Source organism: Phenylobacterium sp. (assembly GCF_036402295.1).
Lineage (GTDB): Bacteria > Pseudomonadota > Alphaproteobacteria > Caulobacterales > Caulobacteraceae > Phenylobacterium.
In genome coordinates this window covers 1-17,114 of record NZ_DASWTE010000116.1, presented here as the reverse complement: position 1 = coordinate 17,114, position 17,114 = coordinate 1, and the positions used below count along the sequence as shown (strand labels likewise).

Annotated in this window: 15 protein-coding genes and 1 pseudogene; 7 read left to right on the top strand and 9 right to left on the bottom strand. The window is 70.4% G+C overall.

The window, feature by feature from the left end:
- Window positions 1–490, top strand: a 490-nt coding sequence (locus tag VGD44_RS07355) for a serine hydrolase (RefSeq protein WP_331085415.1), incomplete at its 5' end; no start/stop codon positions are given.
- A 3-nt stretch (window positions 491–493) separates the two neighbouring features.
- Here VGD44_RS07355 and VGD44_RS07350 read toward each other — a convergent pair.
- Together VGD44_RS07350 and VGD44_RS07345 are read right to left on the bottom strand one after the other, a co-directional pair.
- The gene (locus tag VGD44_RS07350; protein ID WP_331085413.1) at window positions 494–1,837 is read right to left on the bottom strand and encodes an amidohydrolase family protein; all 1,344 of its coding nucleotides are present in this window, start codon (window positions 1,835–1,837) and stop codon (window positions 494–496) included.
- A 2-nt stretch (window positions 1,838–1,839) separates the two neighbouring features.
- Window positions 1,840–3,273: an amidohydrolase gene (locus VGD44_RS07345; protein ID WP_331085411.1), complete on the bottom strand. Its 1,434-nt coding sequence runs from the start codon at window positions 3,271–3,273 to the stop codon at window positions 1,840–1,842.
- Between the two features lie 140 nt (window positions 3,274–3,413).
- Here VGD44_RS07345 and aspS point away from each other — a divergent pair, with 140 nt between their 5' ends.
- Entirely contained in the window at window positions 3,414–5,195 is a 1,782-nt protein-coding gene (gene aspS, locus VGD44_RS07340) for an aspartate--tRNA ligase (protein WP_331085409.1), read from the top strand.
- A 40-nt stretch (window positions 5,196–5,235) separates the two neighbouring features.
- Window positions 5,236–6,900, top strand: a complete 1,665-nt coding sequence (locus VGD44_RS07335) for an MFS transporter (RefSeq protein ID WP_331085407.1) — start codon at window positions 5,236–5,238, stop codon at window positions 6,898–6,900.
- On the opposite strand, the gene VGD44_RS07330 is transcribed toward VGD44_RS07335, so the two are convergent.
- Together VGD44_RS07330 and VGD44_RS07325 are read right to left on the bottom strand one after the other, a co-directional pair.
- On the bottom strand, window positions 6,897–7,922 hold the full coding sequence (locus VGD44_RS07330) for a pentapeptide repeat-containing protein (protein ID WP_331085405.1): 1,026 nt from the start codon (window positions 7,920–7,922) through the stop codon (window positions 6,897–6,899). The genes VGD44_RS07335 and VGD44_RS07330 overlap by 4 nt on opposite strands.
- Window positions 7,923–8,009: 87 nt before the next feature.
- Complete coding sequence (locus VGD44_RS07325) at window positions 8,010–10,448, bottom strand: ribonucleotide reductase (protein WP_331085403.1); 2,439 nt, start codon at window positions 10,446–10,448, stop codon at window positions 8,010–8,012.
- Window positions 10,449–10,633: 185 nt separating this feature from the next.
- Between VGD44_RS07325 and VGD44_RS07320 the strand changes: the two genes are divergently transcribed.
- Window positions 10,634–11,038, top strand: coding sequence for an NADH:ubiquinone oxidoreductase subunit NDUFA12 (locus VGD44_RS07320; RefSeq protein WP_331085401.1), 405 nt, complete (start codon window positions 10,634–10,636; stop codon window positions 11,036–11,038).
- 5 nt (window positions 11,039–11,043) lie between these two features.
- On the top strand, window positions 11,044–11,862 hold the full coding sequence (locus tag VGD44_RS07315) for a DUF2155 domain-containing protein (RefSeq protein WP_331085399.1): 819 nt from the start codon (window positions 11,044–11,046) through the stop codon (window positions 11,860–11,862).
- Here the strand turns inward: VGD44_RS07315 and aat are convergent.
- The 5 genes and pseudogenes from aat to aroQ all read right to left on the bottom strand — a co-directional run.
- Window positions 11,832–12,449 (bottom strand): annotated as a pseudogene (aat, locus tag VGD44_RS07310) (leucyl/phenylalanyl-tRNA--protein transferase); the annotation flags it as partial. The gene VGD44_RS07315 and the pseudogene aat sit on opposite strands and share 31 nt — an antisense overlap.
- Window positions 12,450–12,488: 39 nt before the next feature.
- Window positions 12,489–14,141 (bottom strand): carboxylesterase/lipase family protein, encoded by a 1,653-nt coding sequence (locus tag VGD44_RS07305; RefSeq protein WP_331085397.1) that lies wholly within the window; start codon window positions 14,139–14,141, stop codon window positions 12,489–12,491.
- A gap of 81 nt (window positions 14,142–14,222) precedes the next feature.
- The gene (gene accC / locus VGD44_RS07300; RefSeq protein WP_331085396.1) at window positions 14,223–15,572 is read right to left on the bottom strand and encodes an acetyl-CoA carboxylase biotin carboxylase subunit; all 1,350 of its coding nucleotides are present in this window, start codon (window positions 15,570–15,572) and stop codon (window positions 14,223–14,225) included.
- A 4-nt stretch (window positions 15,573–15,576) separates the two neighbouring features.
- Window positions 15,577–16,068, bottom strand: a complete 492-nt coding sequence (gene accB / locus VGD44_RS07295) for an acetyl-CoA carboxylase biotin carboxyl carrier protein (RefSeq protein ID WP_331085394.1) — start codon at window positions 16,066–16,068, stop codon at window positions 15,577–15,579.
- 66 nt (window positions 16,069–16,134) lie between these two features.
- Entirely contained in the window at window positions 16,135–16,575 is a 441-nt protein-coding gene (aroQ, locus tag VGD44_RS07290) for a type II 3-dehydroquinate dehydratase (protein ID WP_331085392.1), read from the bottom strand.
- Between the two features lie 81 nt (window positions 16,576–16,656).
- Between aroQ and VGD44_RS07285 the strand changes: the two genes are divergently transcribed.
- Complete coding sequence (locus VGD44_RS07285) at window positions 16,657–16,935, top strand: hypothetical protein (protein WP_331085390.1); 279 nt, start codon at window positions 16,657–16,659, stop codon at window positions 16,933–16,935.
- Between the two features lie 2 nt (window positions 16,936–16,937).
- The coding region (thiS, locus tag VGD44_RS07280; protein ID WP_331085417.1) for a sulfur carrier protein ThiS at window positions 16,938–17,114 on the top strand (177 nt) is incomplete at its 3' end.

Sequence of the window (17,114 nt, the reverse complement as noted above, 5' to 3'; positions counted from 1 at the left end):
CGAGGAGGCCAACGCGATCTTCGACCGGCCGCTGCCGACCTACCTGACGCCGCCGGTGATGGAGTCCGGCGGTGGCGGCCTCGTCGGCGCCACCATGGACTACGCCCGCTTCGCCCAGATGCTGGCCAACAAGGGCGAGCTGGACGGCGTGCGAATCCTCTCGCCGGCCTCGGTGGAGATGATGGGCACCAACATGATCCCGAAGAGCGTGCTGGTGAACTCGAACGGGACCAGCACGCTGCGCTTCAACGAGGCGGTGGGCTTCGGTCTCGACTTCATGGTGGTCAACGATCCGCGCGTGGCGGGCACGCTGGAGGGCAAGGGCTCGATGAGCTGGGGCGGCGCGGCCGGCACCTGGTTCTGGGTCGATCCGACCAACGACGTCGTCTTCGTCGGCATGATCCAGCGCCTCGGCGGCACCGGCGGCGACGACCTGGGCCAGATGTCCCGGACCTTCACCTATCAGGCGCTGACCCATCCGGAGAAGTAGGGCTCAGTAGCTGTACCCCGGCGGCATCGGGCGCTTGAGGTCGAGGTAGCGGTCGCGCAGGTCGAGTTGGCGCGAGCGCAGCGGCTGGGCCTCGCCGCGGACCAGGATGAGCTGCGGCCGGGACAGCGGCTCGAAGGGGTCGCCCGACCAGACCACCAAGTCGGCGTCCTTGCCGGGCTCCAGCGAGCCCAGCCGGTCGCCGACGCCAAAGATGCGGGCCGGGTTGATGGTGATGGCGGCGAGCGCGCCCTGGCGGCTCATGCCGTTGGCCGAGGCGACGCCGGCGTTGTAGCGCATCTCGTGCGCCCGGTGCGCCCCGGAGTTGCCCTCGATGGCGACGGTGACGCCGGCCTTCTCGAGGCGCGCTGCGTTCTCCAGCGTCGAGCCCAGGGTCTCGAAGCTGGTCGGCCGGTTCAGCACCGGGTTCAGGATCACCGGCACGCTCGCCGCGGCGATCTCGGGCGCGACCCGCCAAGCCTCGGCCGCACCGGTCAGGACCAGCTTGAGCTTCTCGTCGCGCGCCAGCTTGAGCACGGCGCGGATGTCGGAGGCGCGGTTGGCCACGGCCACCAGCGGCATGCGGCCCTCGACCACCGGGATCAGCGCCTCCAGGTCGGCGCGGGAGAGCGCCAGGTCGCGGTAGCCGGCGCGATCGTAGGCGGCGCGGTTGCGCATATAGGCCCGCACGTCGGCCAACGCCTCCTTCAGCAGCACGAAGTTCGCGCCGCGCGCGCCGCCGGCCACCCGGGCGCCGGCCTCGCCGAACGGCGCCACCATGGCCACCCTGGGCTTCACCAGCATCTCCTGGCCGCGGGCCAACTGGATCACCGCCGCTTGGCCGGCGAACAGGCTGTGGGCGTGCTCGGAGGCGGGCGCGCCGGACGTGTCCTGGCCGCTGTCGTCGTGCTCGCCCGCGCCGCCCTGGCCACCCTCGGGCGTAGGCGTGACCACGGCGCTGGTGATGCCGCCCAGGCGGGCGACGGGGATCACCGTGGAGTCGGGGTTGAGCGCGTACTGGACGTCGAAGGCCGCGCCGAGGTCGGGCGTGGTGATGCGCACGTCGTCGCCGACCGCCGAGACCTCCACGGCGCCAAGCATGCTGTTCACGGCCACGAAGCCTGGGGTCACGACGCCCCCCTTGGCGTCGACCACCTGGGCGCCTGCCGGTGCGGTGACGTTGGCGCCCACGGCGGAGACCTTGCCGTCGCGCACGACGACCGTGCCGTTGGCGATCTCGGCGGCGCCTGGATTGAGGATCCGGGCGTTGACGATGGCCACCGTCGCCGCCTGCGCCGCGGAGGCCGCAGCGAGGACGGTGGTGGCCAGGAGGAGGGCGAGCGTCTTCATGGTCAGCGGCCCTCCAGGCCGAGTTCGAAGTCCGACTTGGGCTGGAAGCGCGGATCGTTGCGGTCGTAGGCCAGGCCGCCGTCGATCCAGACCCGTTGGGCGCGGGCGTAGATGGAGAACGGATTGGCGTCCCAGAGCGTCACGTCGGCCCGCTTGCCCGGCTCCAGCGAGCCGGTCTGGACGGCGATGCCCAGGGCCTTGGCGGGGTTGGCGGTGATCCAGCGGATCGCCTCGGCCTCGGTGATCTGAAGGCCAGCGGCGCGGCCTGCGGCCAAGGCCTCGGCGGCCTCCTGGTTCAGCCGCTGGATCAGGTCCGGATCGTCCGACTTGATGATCGCGCAGCCGCCGGCGGCGTGGACCAGCGGCACGTTGGCCTCGATGGAGTCGTGGAGCTCCAGCTTGGAGCCCCACCAGTTCGTCCAGGTGGCGGCGCAGATGTCGTTCTTCGCCAGGATGTCGGCGATCTTGTAGGCCTCGATCGTGTGGTGGAACGTGGTGATCCGGTAGCCGAACTCGGCCGCGATATCGATCATCTGGACCATCTCGTCGGCCCGGTAGCAGTGGTTCTGCACCAGGATCTCGCCCTTCAGCACGCCCACCAGGGTGTCGAGCTGGAGGTCGCGCTTCGGCGGATCGGCCTTCTCCCCCTTGGCCGCCTTGGCGCGGTAGTCGTCCCACTTGCGGGCGTAGTCGGCCGCGTTGATCCAGGCCGCGCGATAGCCGGCCACGTTGCCCATCCGGGTCGCGGGACTGCGGGTGCGGCCGCCGTAGACGCGCTTGGGGTTCTCGCCGCAGGCCATCTTCAAGGTGTAGGGCGCGCCCGGGAACTTCATGTCCTGGACGGTGCGGGCGGGCACGTTGCGGAGCGTCACGCCGCGGCCGCCGAACAGGTTGGCCGAGCCCGGCAGCACCAGCAGCGTCGTCACGCCGCCGGCGCGGGCCAGGTTGAAGCCGGGGTCCTGCGGCCACACCGAGTGCTCGGCCCAGACCTGGGCGGTGTTGGGATCGGTGGCCTCGTTGCCGTCCGAGTGCGCCTGCACCTCGGGCGAGGGATAGACGCCCAGGTGCGAGTGGGTGTCGATCAGGCCGGGGGTCACCCACTTGCCGCGCGCATCCACGCTCTCGTAGCCCGCCGGGACCGGCAGGCCCGCGCCCACCGCCTCGATGCGGCCGTCCTTCACAAGGACCGTGCCGTTCTCGACCTGCGCCCCCGTGCCGGTGAGCACCGTTGCGCCCGTGATCGCCAGGCTGCGGCCGGGCAGGGCGTGATAGGTGGACGGGAACGGGTCCTTGGCCGCGGCCGGATCGAGGCCCTTCGCCAGAGGCGCGGCGGGCGCCGCGGGGCCTTTCGACTTGGACTTGGACGCGGTGGTCGCGCAGGCGGCGAGGCTTGCGGCCGCAGCGGCGATCAACGCCGCCTTGAGGACGTGTTTCACTGGAATCCCCGATTGGAAGCGGCGATCCGATCTGCCGGGCACGCCTCTGTCAAGCCGTCGCACTCGGCCACGCGCCTTGACTTTCACGAGCCTCCATGCGCCCTTCCGCGCCTCGTAAATCACCCGATTTCCCTAGAGAAATGCACGCCTACCGCACCCACACCTGCGGCGCGCTCCGCGCCGCTGACACCGGCCAGACCGTTCGGGTCTCGGGCTGGATTCATCGCAAGCGCGACCACGGCGGTTTGCTGTTCATCGACCTGCGCGACCACTACGGCCTGACCCAGCTGGTGCTGCACCCCGACACGCCGGGGTTCGAGCTGGTCGAGCGCGTGCGCGCCGAGAGCGTGATCCGGATCGATGGCGAGGTCGTCAAGCGCACGCCCGAGACGGTCAATCCGAACCTGCCCACCGGCGAGATCGAGGTGCGGGTGAAGGGCGTCGAGCTGCTGGGCGAGGCCCAGGAGCTGCCGGTCCCGGTCTTCGGTGAGCCGGACTATCCGGAAGACCTGCGCCTGAAGTACCGGTTCCTGGACCTGCGTCGCGAGACGCTGCACCGGAACATCGTCCTGCGCTCGCAGGTCATCTCGTCGATCCGCCGGCGCATGACCGATCAGGGCTTCATGGAGTTCCAGACGCCGATCCTGACGGCGTCGTCGCCGGAAGGCGCGCGCGACTTCCTGGTGCCGTCGCGGCTGCACCCGGGCAAGTTCTACGCGCTGCCGCAGGCGCCGCAGCAGTTCAAGCAGCTGCTGATGGTCTCCGGCTTCGACCGCTACTTCCAGATCGCGCCCTGCTTCCGGGACGAGGACGCCCGCGCGGACCGTTCGCCCGGCGAGTTCTACCAGCTCGACGTCGAGATGAGCTTCGTCACCCAGGAAGACGTGTTCGCCTCGATCGAGCCGGTGATGCACGGCGTGTTCGAGGAGTTCGCCGACGGCAAGCCGGTGACCCCGTACCCGTTCCCGCGGATCGCCTACAAGGACGCCATCCAGCAGTTCGGCAGCGACAAGCCCGACCTGCGCAACCCGATCCGCATGCAGGACGTGTCGGAACACTTCCGCGGCGGCGGCTTCGGCCTGTTCGCGCGCATCCTCGAGGACGTGAAGAACGCCGTGTGGGCCATCCCCGCGCCGACGGGCGGCAGCCGCGCCTTCTGCGACCGCATGAACAGCTGGGCGCAGGGCGAGGGCCAGCCCGGCCTCGGCTACATCTTCTGGAGCGAGGACCAGGGCGGCTGGGGCGGCCCGATCGCCAAGAACCTGGGGCCGGAGAAGACCGACGGGCTCATGGGCCAGCTTGGACTGGGGCAGGGCGACGCCGCCTTCTTCGCGGCCGGCGACCCGAAAGTGTTCGCCAAGTTCGCCGGCGCCGCCCGCACCAAGGCCGGCACGGACCTCAAGCTGGTCGACAAGGACCGCTTCGAGTTCGTCTGGGTCGTCGACTACCCGATGTTCGAGTGGAACGAGGACGAGAAGCGCGTCGACTTCTCGCACAACCCGTTCTCGATGCCGCAGGGCGAGCTCGAGGCCCTGGAGGCCAAGGACCCGCTCGACGTGCTCGCCTACCAGTACGACATCGTCTGCAACGGCATCGAGCTGTGCTCGGGCGCGATCCGCAACCACCGCCCCGACATCATGCTGAAGGCGTTCGGGATCGCGGGTTACGGCTCGAACGTCGTCGAGGAACAGTTCGGCGGCATGCTGAACGCCTTCCGCTTCGGCGCCCCGCCCCACGGCGGCCTGGCGCCGGGGATCGATCGCATGGTCATGCTGCTGGCCGGCGCCGAGAACATCCGCGAAGTCATTGCCTTCCCGCTGAACCAGCAGGGCCAGGACCTGATGATGAACGCGCCGTCCGAAGTGACCGAGAAGCAGCTCAAGGAGCTCCACATCCGCCTCGCGCCACCGATCAAGGTCTGATCTAGTCCTCCCGACCCCAAGTGGGTCGGGGGAACAGTGGATGGTGGACGTCGCCGCCGAGCGGCCGCCTGTGCGGGCGCAGAACGGTCAGGCCATGGTCGTGGCCGGCGCTTCGGTCGGCACGCTCTTCGAGTGGTACGACTTCTTCCTCTACGGCGCGCTGGCCAGCCACATCGCGCGGCACTTCTTCGCCGGCGTCGGCGAGGGCACGGCCTTCATCTTCGCGCTGGCGGCCTTCGCGGCCGGCTTCATCGTGCGTCCGTTCGGGGCTCTGGTGTTCGGCCGCGTCGGCGATCTCGTGGGCCGCAAGAACACCTTCCTGGTGACCATGGTGATCATGGGGCTGTCCACGTTCCTGGTCGGCCTGCTGCCCGGGTACGCAACCCTGGGCGTGGCCGCGCCGATCGTGCTGGTGGTCCTGCGCCTGCTCCAGGGCCTGGCCGTCGGCGGCGAGTACGGCGGCGCTGTGATCTACGTGGCCGAGCATGCTCCGCCAGAGCGGCGGGCCTTCGACACCAGCTGGATCAACATGATGGCCACGTGCGGCCTGATCCTGTCGCTGCTGGTCATCGTGGGTTTCCGACTGCTGCTCTCCGAGGAGACGTTCCAGGCCTGGGGCTGGCGCATGCCGTTCCTGGTCTCGGCCATCCTGCTGGCCATCTCGCTGTGGATCCGCCTGAAGCTCAACGAGAGCCCGGTGTACCGGCGCATGAAGGAGAGCGGCGGGATCTCCAAGGCGCCGTTCGCCGAGGCGTTCGGGCGCTGGTCGAACCTGAAGCTGATCCTGGCGGCCCTGGGCGGCGCCGTCGCCGGCTCGACGGTCATCTGGTACGCCAGCCAGTTCTACGCGCTGTTCTTCCTGCAGCGCATCCTCAAGGTCGGCGACCTGCAGACCAACCTGCTGATGATCGCCGCGCTCACCGTTGCGGCTCCGTCCTACCTCGTCCTGGGCTGGCTAAGCGATCGGATCGGCCGCAAGCCGGTGATCATCGCCGGCATCGCCCTGGGCGCGGCCACCCTGTTCCCGGCCTACCACCTGCTGACCCAGGCGGCGAACCCGGCGCTGGCGGCGGCCCAGCGGTCGGCTCCGGTGGTCGTCCATGCGGATCCGGCCACCTGCTCGGTGCAATTCGATCCGGTGGGGACCAATCGCTTCGACGGCAGCGGTTGCGACGTCGCGAAGTCGTTCCTGACCCGGCAGGGCGTGACCTACCGCAACGTCGAGCTGCCGGCCGGTGCGGCCGCCGTCGTCCGGGTGGGCGATCGGGTCGTCTCGCCTCCCGCTCCGCCCGGCGGTTCGTCAGATGAGAAAGCGGATCAAATCAAAGCTTTCGAGGACGAGGCTCACTCTGTTCTGGCCGCCGCGGGCTATCCCGCGGCAGCCGACCCGGCGCAGGTGAACCGCCCGCTGGTGGTGGCCATCGTGGCCTTCCTAGTCGTGCTGGCCGCCGCCACCTATGCGCCCGTGTCCGCATTGATGGTCGAGCTCTTCCCCGCGCGTATCCGCTACACGTCCCTCTCGTTCCCGTATCACCTTGGCGCGGGCTGGGTCGGCGGGCTCCTGCCGGCCACGGCGTTCGCCATCGTGGCGACCACGGGGAACATCTACGCGGGTCTCTGGTACCCGGTCGGCTTCGCGACCGTGGGCGCGCTGATCGTACTCTTCCTGCTCCCCGAGACGCGAGGCCGGCCGATCGAGGGCTAGTGCAGCGTCAGGAAGTAGCGGGGCGACGGCGGTGGGGCCGGCGGCGCGGGAGGCGTCGGCGCTGCGGGCACGGCTGGGACCATCCGCATCGAGCGGTGGTAGTCCGGTTTCACGATCATCCGCACGCTGTTGCAGACCTTGATCGCCAGCCCGCGCGGCAGCCGCGTGCGCGCGTCGCCGCAGGCGTCGTCGAGCTGGTCCTGATTGAGGCCGCGGGCGTTCGCCAGGTCGGCCCCGTGCAGCGAGGCGCGCGTCAGGTCGGCGTCGCGAAAGTCGGCGCCGTCGAAATTGGAGCCCGCCAGCGTGGCGTTGGTGAGGTCGGTCGAGCGGAACGAGGCGTGGCTGAAGGCGGCATGCGACAGGTTCGCGCCGGTCATTTCGGCGTCCTGAAAGCTGGCGTTGTGCGCCTCGACCTTGCTGAAGTTGGCGTGCTGCAGCCCGGCCGACCGGAGGACCGTGCCGGCCAGTCGCGCCCTGTAGAAGTTGGCGCCCTGGGCCTGGATGTCGGTGAGCGTCGCCCGTGACAGGTCTGCGCCTTCGAACACGCCGCCCCGCAGGGTGGCCGAGCGGAGGATGGCGCCGATCAGGTTCGCCTTACGGAACACCGCGCCCGAGGCCTCGACGTCCGAGAGGTCGGCCTTGGTGAGGTTGGCCGAGATGAACACCACGCCGTTCGCCTCGGTCGCCCGCAGCCGCGCGCTGGTCAGGTTCGCGTTCGAGAAGACCGCGCCGGCCATGGCCGCGTCGCTGAGGTCGGCCTTGGTGAGGTTGGCGTCCGAGAACACCGAGGCGTGGAATTTGGCGTCCCGCAGGTTGGCGCCGGTCAGGTTCGCGCCGGAGAAGTTGGCGCCGACGATCCGTGCGCCCGACAGGTTGCGGCCCGCCAACTCGCACTTCACGCAAGAGCCGCCGAACGACTTCTGCATCGGGACTTCCTTCTCACCGGCCATGGCGCTCCCGGCGATCGGAGCGATCGCGGCGAGGGCGGCCACCGTGGCCCGGATCCGGGTCTTACGCGTCATTTCAGTCGGCATTCCTTGCAGTCAGGCTGTCACCTCTGCCTGCATAGCCCCCTGGGCGCCACTTAAATCGCGGTAACTTCGAAGGGCTTAGCCGCTCTGGTCTTCCGCGCGCCGGGCCGCCCGCGCGCCGCAGGTCTCGCAGATCAGCGCCTGGCCCTTGCGCACCACGGCGATGTCCCCGCAGGCCGCACAGACCTCGGCGGCGCCCAGCGCCGCGGGCCCCGCCGCACGCCCTGCAGACGGCAGGAAGACTAGGTTGTCCGGGGCGGCGCCCCGCGCGAAGCCGCGCGAGATGAACCGCGACGCGGGCTGGGGTTCGGGTTCGTCGGCGCCCACCGCATCGGCCTTGCCGCGGCCCAGGCCGTCGGCGTTCAGCTCGCCGGGATCGGCGCTCGCCAGGTCGTTGCGCCCCAGGTAGCTGATCCCGAGCTCCCGGAAGATGTAGTCCAGGATGGAAGTCGCTGATTTCACGGTGTCATTTCCCGTGACCGGGCCCGCGGGCTCGAACCGCGTGAACACGAAGGCGTCGACGAATTCTTCCAGCGGCACGCCGTGCTGCAGGCCCAGGGACACCGAGATGGCGAAGTTGTTCATCAGCGAGCGGAAGGCCGCGCCTTCCTTGTGCATGTCGATGAAGATCTCGCCCAGCTCGCCGTCGTCGTACTCGCCTGTGTGCAGATAGACCTTATGGCCGCCGACGGCGGCCTTCTGGATGTAGCCCTTGCGGCGGTCGGGCAGCTTGCGGCGGGTCCGCTCGCGCTCGACCATGCGCTCGACGATCCGCTCCTGGATGACCGGCTCCTCGGCGGGCGCCTGGACGCGGACGGGCAGGTCGGGGACCGCCGGGATCTCCAGAGCGATCGAGGCCGGCGCGGTGCTCCGCCGCACCCGGACGGCGAGGTCGGTGGCGGCGAGGACGGCTTGTACGTCCTCTAGCGTGGCCGACCAGGGCAGGGTGACGTCGAGCACGGGCGGTGCGTCCAGCACGGGCGCGAGGGTCGCCAGCATGGTCGCCTGCGCCGGGATCGGCGTCTGGGCCGCGTTGCGGAAGATGGCGAGCTCCGCATCCACGCTGTCCACGCCCAGCGCATAGGCCTCGGCCGCGGCAACGTCCTCGTTGGCGAACCCGGCGAACGCCAGGACGTCGAAGCCCGGATCGGCCAGCTCTTCAGGGCTCGCGCCCAGCACGTCGCGCAGGAAGCCCTCGCCGACGATCCGCGGCGCGAAGGCGTCGGCCAGGCGGCGCACGAACGGCAGCTCGGCCTGGGCCGCCTCGATCTCGAGGCTGGTGAACCCGCGCGCGGCCAGAGTCTCGGCGTTGACACCCGGCGCCTCGGCCAGGCTGCGGTGGCCGAGGAGGAGGTCGCGAGCGGCTTCGGCGTCGGCGCCGGAGGCCTTGAGCGCAAGCAGCGCCGCCTCGGACAGCACCCGCACCGTCTCGCCGTCGGCCGTCTCGGCCACCGTCACCGGTCCGTTCCACGGCGCGCCGTCCAGCCGGGCGCCCAGCCGCAGGGCCAACTCGGGATCGTCGACCAGGGCGAAGCGCAGGTCGAGGTCCAGGTCGTCGGTGGCGTCGCGGGCGGCCTGGAACAGGTTGCGGGCGGCGGCGCGGGCCTCGTCGCTGTCATAGTCGAAGCCGTGGGCCACGAGCCAGTCGCCCAGCCCCGCCAAACCCAGCCGCGCCGGCCCCTCGGCCTCGGCGCCGAGGGCGATCGCGGCGGTGCGTACGGTGGCGGCGAAGGCGGTGTCGTCGAACGCGCCGTCGCGCCAGAAGCCTATCAGCTCAACGCCCGCCGTCGGCAGGGCGGCGGCTTCGGCGATGGCCTCGGCCTGCGCCGCGTCGGGCGCGGCGATCAGGCGTCCGGTGGTCCAGGCGGCGCGCGCGGCGGCGGGGCCTTGGCCGGCGAAACCCACGAACGGCGTCGCCGGAGCCGGCGGGGGGGTCGAGCAGAGCCACTCCAGTTCGCCCGCACGCGCCAGCGCGATCGCCTCGAGGATCGCCGTGTCGGGCGCGCCGGCCGCGCGGGCCGCTTCGGCGGCGCGGGCCAGGCTGGTGTTGCGGGCCGGGTCGGCGCAGGCGTCAGGGCCGCCCTCGCAGCGGAGGACCGCGTCCATCACCGCCTGCAGCCGGGCGGCGATCAGGCCGGCCGCCGCCTGTGCCGCCTCGCGACCCCGGTGCGACGCCGTCAGCCGGTCCAGCGCGCCTGCGCCGGGCTCCAGCACCTTGAGCGGCGCGGCGCCGTGCGAAATCGCGACCGATCCGAGCAGCATCGCCTCGGTGATCGCCTCGCGGAACCGCGTACGGGTCTTCAGGTCCTTCGTCAGCCCCTTGGCCTGCGCCTTGCCGGCCAAACCGTAGGCGTACTGCAGGATGGCGGCGGAAAGGTCGGTGCGGCCGCCGGCCCAGTCGACCCAGGCCTCGACCCGCGCATTGGAGAAGTGGGCCGGGGCCTCCACCTCCACGAGCCGGTCGCCCAGCTCCAGGATCCGCCCCTCGATTCCCACGCGCGACGTTTCGCCATCCATGCGACCCGACTCCCTGACCCGCGTGAGCCTAGGGTCGCTCTTGGTGAACGGGCAATAGATGTTGGGTGTGCATCGGGTTCCATCCCCAACATATTGCAGGCGAAAGGCCGCGGCCCGGGTGCTGGACGCTCCGGAGGCGCACCCCTATAGTCGCGCCGAATTCAGGACCCCGAAGGCCTCAGAACTTGTCCGTACTGAAGACGATCTTCACCTGGTGGAATGGCGCCACGACCGGCATCCACTTCACGACCTGGCGCCGCGGCCACTTCGTCGGCCAGGACGAACTGGGCAACCGCTACTACGAGGCCCGCGACGACCGCGACAGCTATGACCGCGGTCGCAAGCGCCGCTGGGTGATCTACAAGGGCTACGCCGACGCCTCCAAGGTGACGGCCGAGTGGCACGGCTGGCTGCACTACACCTTCGACGAGCCGCCGACGTCCGAACCGTTCCAGGTCAAGGCCTGGGAGAAGGACCACCTCCCGAACCTGACCGGAACGATCTACGCCCGCCGGCCCCAGGGCGCGATCTCGCGCGGCGGCGACCGCCAGCGCGCAACCGGCGACTACGAGGCCTGGAACCCGGAATAAGCCCCATGGGCCCGCACAACCTCCCGCCGCATCTCCTTCGCCGCGCCGCACTGGGCGTCGCGATGGGCGCGCTGCTGGCAGGCATGGTGGCCGCCCAAACCACGGCTCCGCCCGCGCCGACGCCCGTCGAGCCGCCGCCCGCGCCGACGCCGGCTGCGCCCGCCGAGGAAGCGCCGCCCGCCACGGTCGCGCCGCCCGCGCCCGCCGCCGTGGCCCCGGTGGACGCCAAGGACGTGGCCCCCGCCGTCGCGCCCAAGGAGCAGGTGGCCGAGAAGCCCGTCGAAGCCCCGATCCGCCGCAACCGCTACGACATCGCCGTGCTGCAGGCGCTGGACAAGGTCACCGCCGAGACTCTGCGCTTCGAGGCGCGGGTGAACACGCCCGTGCGCTGGAAGGGCCTGGTCTTCACGGTGCGGGCCTGCGAGCGCTCGGCGCCGGACGAGCCGATCGAGGACGCCATCGTCTACCTGACCGTCGACGCCCAGCCGCGCCCGCAGCCGGGCCGCCCGACGCCGGCGCCGAAGCAGGCGTTCAAGGGCTGGATGTTCGCCGCCTCGCCGGGGCTGAACCCGGTGGAGCACGCAACCTACGACGCCTGGGCGATCAGCTGCAGGGCCAGCGCGCCCGTCGTCGCCGCAGCGCCTCCGGCGGCCGTCCCCGCCGCGAAGCCGGCCGAGGAGCCCAAGCTGCTCGACCTGCCCCCGGCCAAGGCATCTCCTGCCGCCGCCTCGCCGAGCCCTGCGCCGAAGGTTGCGCCGCCGACCCCTGCGACACCTGCGCCGGCCCCCGAGCCCAAGGCCGAGCCCGCGCCGCCCAACCCGTAGAAGTCGCCGTCGACCTCCAGGGCCTGGTTCAGCCGGCGATGGTAGGCGAGCCGCGGGACCTCCTCGGCGCCGAACTGGCTGAGGTGTTCGGTCATGAACTGTGCGTCCAGCAGCCGGTAGCCACCGGCGATGAGCCGCGCCGCCAGGTGGACCAGCGCCACCTTGGAGGCGTCGCGACGGCGCGAGAACATGCTCTCGCCGAAGAAGGCGCCCTTCAGCGACACCCCGTAGAGCCCGCCCACCAGCACGCCGTCCTGCCAGCACTCGACGCTGTGGGCATGGCCCAGGCTGTGGAGCTGCAGGTAGAGGCGCTCGATCGGGCGGTTGATCCAGGTTTCCATCCGGCCCGGTCCTGAGGCGGCGCAGGCCCGCACCACCTCGTGGAAGGCGGTGTCCACGCGCACCTCGAACGGATCGGCCCGCACGGTCCGCGCCAACCGCTTGGGTACGTGGAAGCCGCGCAGGGGTATGACGCCCCGCCGCTCGGGGTCGATCAGGAAGACCCGGCTGTCCTCCCGCGCGTCGGCCATCGGGAAGACGCCGCGGGCGTAGCAGTCCAGGAGATCTCGGGCGTCGAACGCGGACATGGCCACGGCATACCGCGGCGTCCCGCCGTCGGGGAGGGGTTAACCGGCCAGTGCGGCGCGCTCGATTGCGTCTGGATCGTCGACGACGCGGCAGGTCGCGTCGAACAGCATGTTGGGGATCTTGCCGCCGCCTACCGCCGCCCAGCGCGGCAGGCCCTTGTGGTTCGGGTCGCCGGTCTTGGCGAAGGCGATCCACGCGTCGGCCACCTTGCCCGCCAGCGCTCGGGCTTCGGGCGTGCCGCCGGTCGAGTTCAGGCACCGGTCGACGTTGTCGAAGCAGTAGGCGAGCTCGGCGCAGTGGAAGGCGCGCACCCGGCCGTCGAGCACGGAGGCGGGGTTGTAGTCGAAGCGGTAGAGCCAGGCCTTGCCGCCGCCCTGCGCCGCCTTGCGCTGCGCCTGCACCACCGCTGGGACGCGGAAACGTGTCGCCGCCAGGCGTGAGAGCACCTCGACGGGCTTCATGCCCGGATGGGCGGCGCGGAAGGCGTCCCAGTCCTTGGCCTGGGCCCCAATGGCCACGGCGGTCGTCTTGGCGCGGGCGTCGTCCATCTCCTCGTTGCCCGGGTTGCCCAGGCTGGGCGAGTACTCGTTGAGCGTCGAGCCGATAATCATCGGCACGTCCTTCGAGAGCGCCGGCGCGGTGGCCCACGGGTTGGCGGGCAGGACGACGCCGTCGCCGGTGGGCTGCCAGATCAGGCCGATGCCGCTGGACGGCCGGGGCATGGCGCGCTTGGCCTTCTCGCCGGCCGCGACTAGGTCGATGGCGCTGACGGCGGCCAGCCTGTCCAACTCGCCCGGCGCGATCCCCAACGCCTTGAGGACCTCGGAAGCCAACTTGTGGCCCGCTGCTGGGTCGCCGGCCTCCATCAGCGAGCCGCTCTGCACGATCGCCTTGTGGAACAGGCCCTTCGCCGACGGCATGGCCATCAGGTGCGAGACCTTCGCCCCGCCGCCCGACTGACCGAAGATGGTGACGTTGCCGGCGTCGCCGCCGAACGCCGCGGCGTTGGCCTTCACCCACTCCAGCGCCAGCACCAGGTCCAGCATGCCGACGTTGGCAGACCGCGCGTAGCGCTCGCCGCCGGCCTCGGAGAGGTCGAGGAACCCGAACGGGCCCAGCCGGTGGTTCACGGAGATCACCACCACGTCGCCGCGCCGGGCCAGCCGCTCGCCGTCGTAGCTGGGCAGCTCCTGCGACGAGCCGGCCTCGTAGCCGCCGCCGTGGATCCAGAACATCACGGGGCGTGAACCTCTGCCCACGCCCGGCGACCAGACGTTCAGGCGCAGGCAGTCCTCGCCGGGGTAGCCGTCGTCCCAGTCGTAGATGAAAGCCGTCTCGGGGTTCTGCCAGCCAGCGCGCACCACCTGCGGGCAGCTGGGGCCGTAGGCGAGGGCGGGGCGGACCTGGGTCCAGGCCGTGGGCGGCTCGGGCGGCAGGAAGCGGGCCTTGCCGCCGGTGTCCTTGGCGTAGGGCACGCCCTTGAAGGTGTAGACACCGTCGCGCACGGCGCCGCGGACCTTGCCGTGCTTCGTCTCGACGACCGCTTCGGGCGGGGTCGCGAGGCGGGACGCCCCGCCGGAGCCGCCCTGCTTGGTGCTAGCTGCGCTCGACTCCGCCATCGCCAGCAGGCCGCCGACGCCTGCGCCGCCGAGGGCGGCCCGGCGATCGACGTGAAGATTGATGCGCCCCATGCGTCGCCCTCCCGATGTATCTGTAATCGATAACATCACCCCGACGCGGCGTAAGGCAACGGCGATATCGAACGCGTTCGGCTAGGTCCCCGCCTGGCTCGCCATCCACCGTTCCAGCCAGTGGATGTTGTAGTCGCCGCTCAGGAAGTCCTCCTGGTGGATCAGGTCCTGGAACAGGGGGATGTTCGTGTCGATGCCGCCGACCACGATCTCGCCCAGGCAGCGGTTCAGGCGCGCGATGCACTCGTCGCGGTCGCGGCCGTGCACGATCAGCTTGCCGATCAGGCTGTCGTAGTAGGGCGGGATCGAATAGCCGGCGTAGAGGGCGCTATCCATCCGCACGCCCAGGCCGCCCGGCGCGTGGAAATCGGTGACCAGTCCCGGCGAGGGGGCGAAGGTCTTCGGGTTCTCGGCGTTCACGCGGCATTCGATGGCGTGGCCCTCGAAGACCACTTCCGACTGCTTGAACGACAGCGGCAGGCCCGCGGCGATGCGGATCTGCTCGCGCACCAGGTCAATGCCCGTGATGGCCTCGGTGACCGGGTGCTCCACTTGCAGGCGGGTGTTCATCTCGATGAAGAAGAACTCGCCGTTCTCGTACAGGAACTCGATCGTGCCGACGCCCAGGTAGCCGATGGCCTTCACGGCGTCGACGACGATCTTGCCGATCTTGGCGCGGGCCGCAGCGTCGATGGCCGGAGAGGGGGCCTCTTCCAGCACCTTCTGGTGGCGGCGCTGCAGCGAGCAGTCGCGTTCGCCCAGGTGGCAGACGTTGCCGAAGCTGTCGGCGACGACCTGCAGCTCGATGTGGCGCGGGGTCTGGAGGTAGCGCTCCATGTAGACCGCGTCGTCGCCGAACGCGGCCTTGGCCTCGGAGCGGGCGGTCTGCACCGCCTCGATCAGGTCGGCCTCGGACTTGGCGACCTTCATGCCGCGCCCGCCGCCGCCGGCGGCCGCCTTAATGAGGACCGGGAAACCGATCTCCTTGGCCGCCGCGATGGCCTCTTCCTCGGTGGTCACCGCGCCATCCGAGCCGGGCACCACCGGGATGCCGGCGGCCTTCACCGCCTGCTTGGCGGTGATCTTGTCGCCCATCATCTTGATGTGCTCGGGCTTGGGCCCGATGAACGTGAAGCCGTGGGCTTCGACGATCTCGGCGAAGCGGGCGTTTTCGGACAGGAACCCGTAGCCCGGGTGCACGGCTTGGGCGCCGGTGATCTCGCAGGCCGCGATGATCGCCGGGATGTGCAGGTAGCTCTTGGCGGCCGGCGGCGGGCCGATGCAGACGCTCTCGTCGGCCAGCCGCACCCACATGGCGCTCGAATCGGCCTCGGAGTGCACGGCGACGGTGGAGATGCCCATCTCCTTGCACGCGCGGTGGACCCGCAGGGCGATCTCGCCCCGGTTGGCGATCAGGATCTTGTCGAACATCGAACTACTCGATGATGGCGAGCGGTTCGCCAAACTCGACGGGGGTCGCGTCCTCGACCAGGATCTGCACGATCTTGCCGGCCTTGGGCGCGGGGATCGGGTTCATGGTCTTCATCGCCTCGATGATGAAGAGCGTCTGGCCGGCTTCGACGCTGTCGCCCACCTTCACGAACGCGGGCGAGCCGGGATTGGGCTGCAGGTAGACGGTGCCGACCATCGGCGACTTCACCGCATCGCCCCTGGCGGCGGCCGGAGCTTCGGCGGCGGGCGCGGGGCCCGGGTTGTGCGCGGCCGCGGGGGCCGGCGCGGCGACCGCGACTGGAGCCGGCGCGGCCACGTGGTGCACGGCCTGGGTCACGGTCTTGGCGACGCGAATCTTCAGTGCGCCCTGTTCGACCTCGATCTCGCTGAGACCGGTTTCGGTGAGGATGTCGGCCAGCTTTCGCACCAGGCGTGCGTCGAACGGATCGGCGGGCGCCTTGGGAGGGGTCGGCATGGGTATCGGCCCTTGTCTTTCAGTCTGTCTTAGCGGGCTACGAGGCCCCTGGTTTTCTAGTCTGGTCTAGCGGGCGGCAAGGCCCGCGGCGGCCTCGACGGCCAGTTCATAGCTCGCCGCGCCGAAGCCGGAGACGACCCCCGTGGCGGCCAGCGAAACATAGGTCTTCCGGCGGAACGCCTCGCGCGCGGCCGGGTTCGAGAGGTGGCATTCGACGATCGGGATGGCCAGCATCTTGAGCGCGTCGAGGATGGCGATGGAGGTGTGGCCGTAGGCGGCCGGATTCAGCACTAGGGCAGACGCCTTCTCGCGGGCCTCCTGGATCCAGTCCACGAGTTCGCCCTCGTGATTGGACTGACGGAACACGACTTCACAGCCCAGAGACTTCGCGCGGGCCTCGCAGAGGCCGCGGACGTCTTCCAGGGTGTGATGACCGTAAATCTCCGGCTCGCGGGTCCCCAGGAGGTTGAGATTGGGTCCGCTCAGCACATAGATCGGTTTCGGCATTCGGCTCCGCCGCTCGATTCCGGCGGACTTGTAACGGTGGAGGCGGCGGGTCACAAGGCTGGCGACTAGAATGGAGTGCCCATGGGGTGGCGCGTTCGCGTCGAGTTTCCGCAAGAGCCCGGTGACGTCGAGCGCTCGTTCACCCATCGCGTCGGGAACCTGCAGGAGGAGGTCTTCTCCAGGTTGGAGAAGGCCGGGGGCGGATTCATCCCGCTCGAGAGCCTGGACCGCGTGGGGTACGGGTTCACCGTGACCGTGCCCCGCAACCGCGACCTCAAGGGCGTTATGAAACTCGTGCAGAAGGTTTGCGCCGCCCATATTCCTGAGCGCGACCCAACGCTGGACCCGATCGAGGCTTGAACGTGCAACTGACCATCAACGGAGAGACCAGGGCGTTTGCAGGCGTCGCCGACGTGGCGGGGCTGGTGGCGGCGCTGGGGCTGGACACGAAGAAGGTCGCCGTGGAACGCAATCTGGAGATCGTGCCGCGGTCGGCCTATCAGAAGACCCCGGTGGCCGACGGCGACCGGATCGAGATC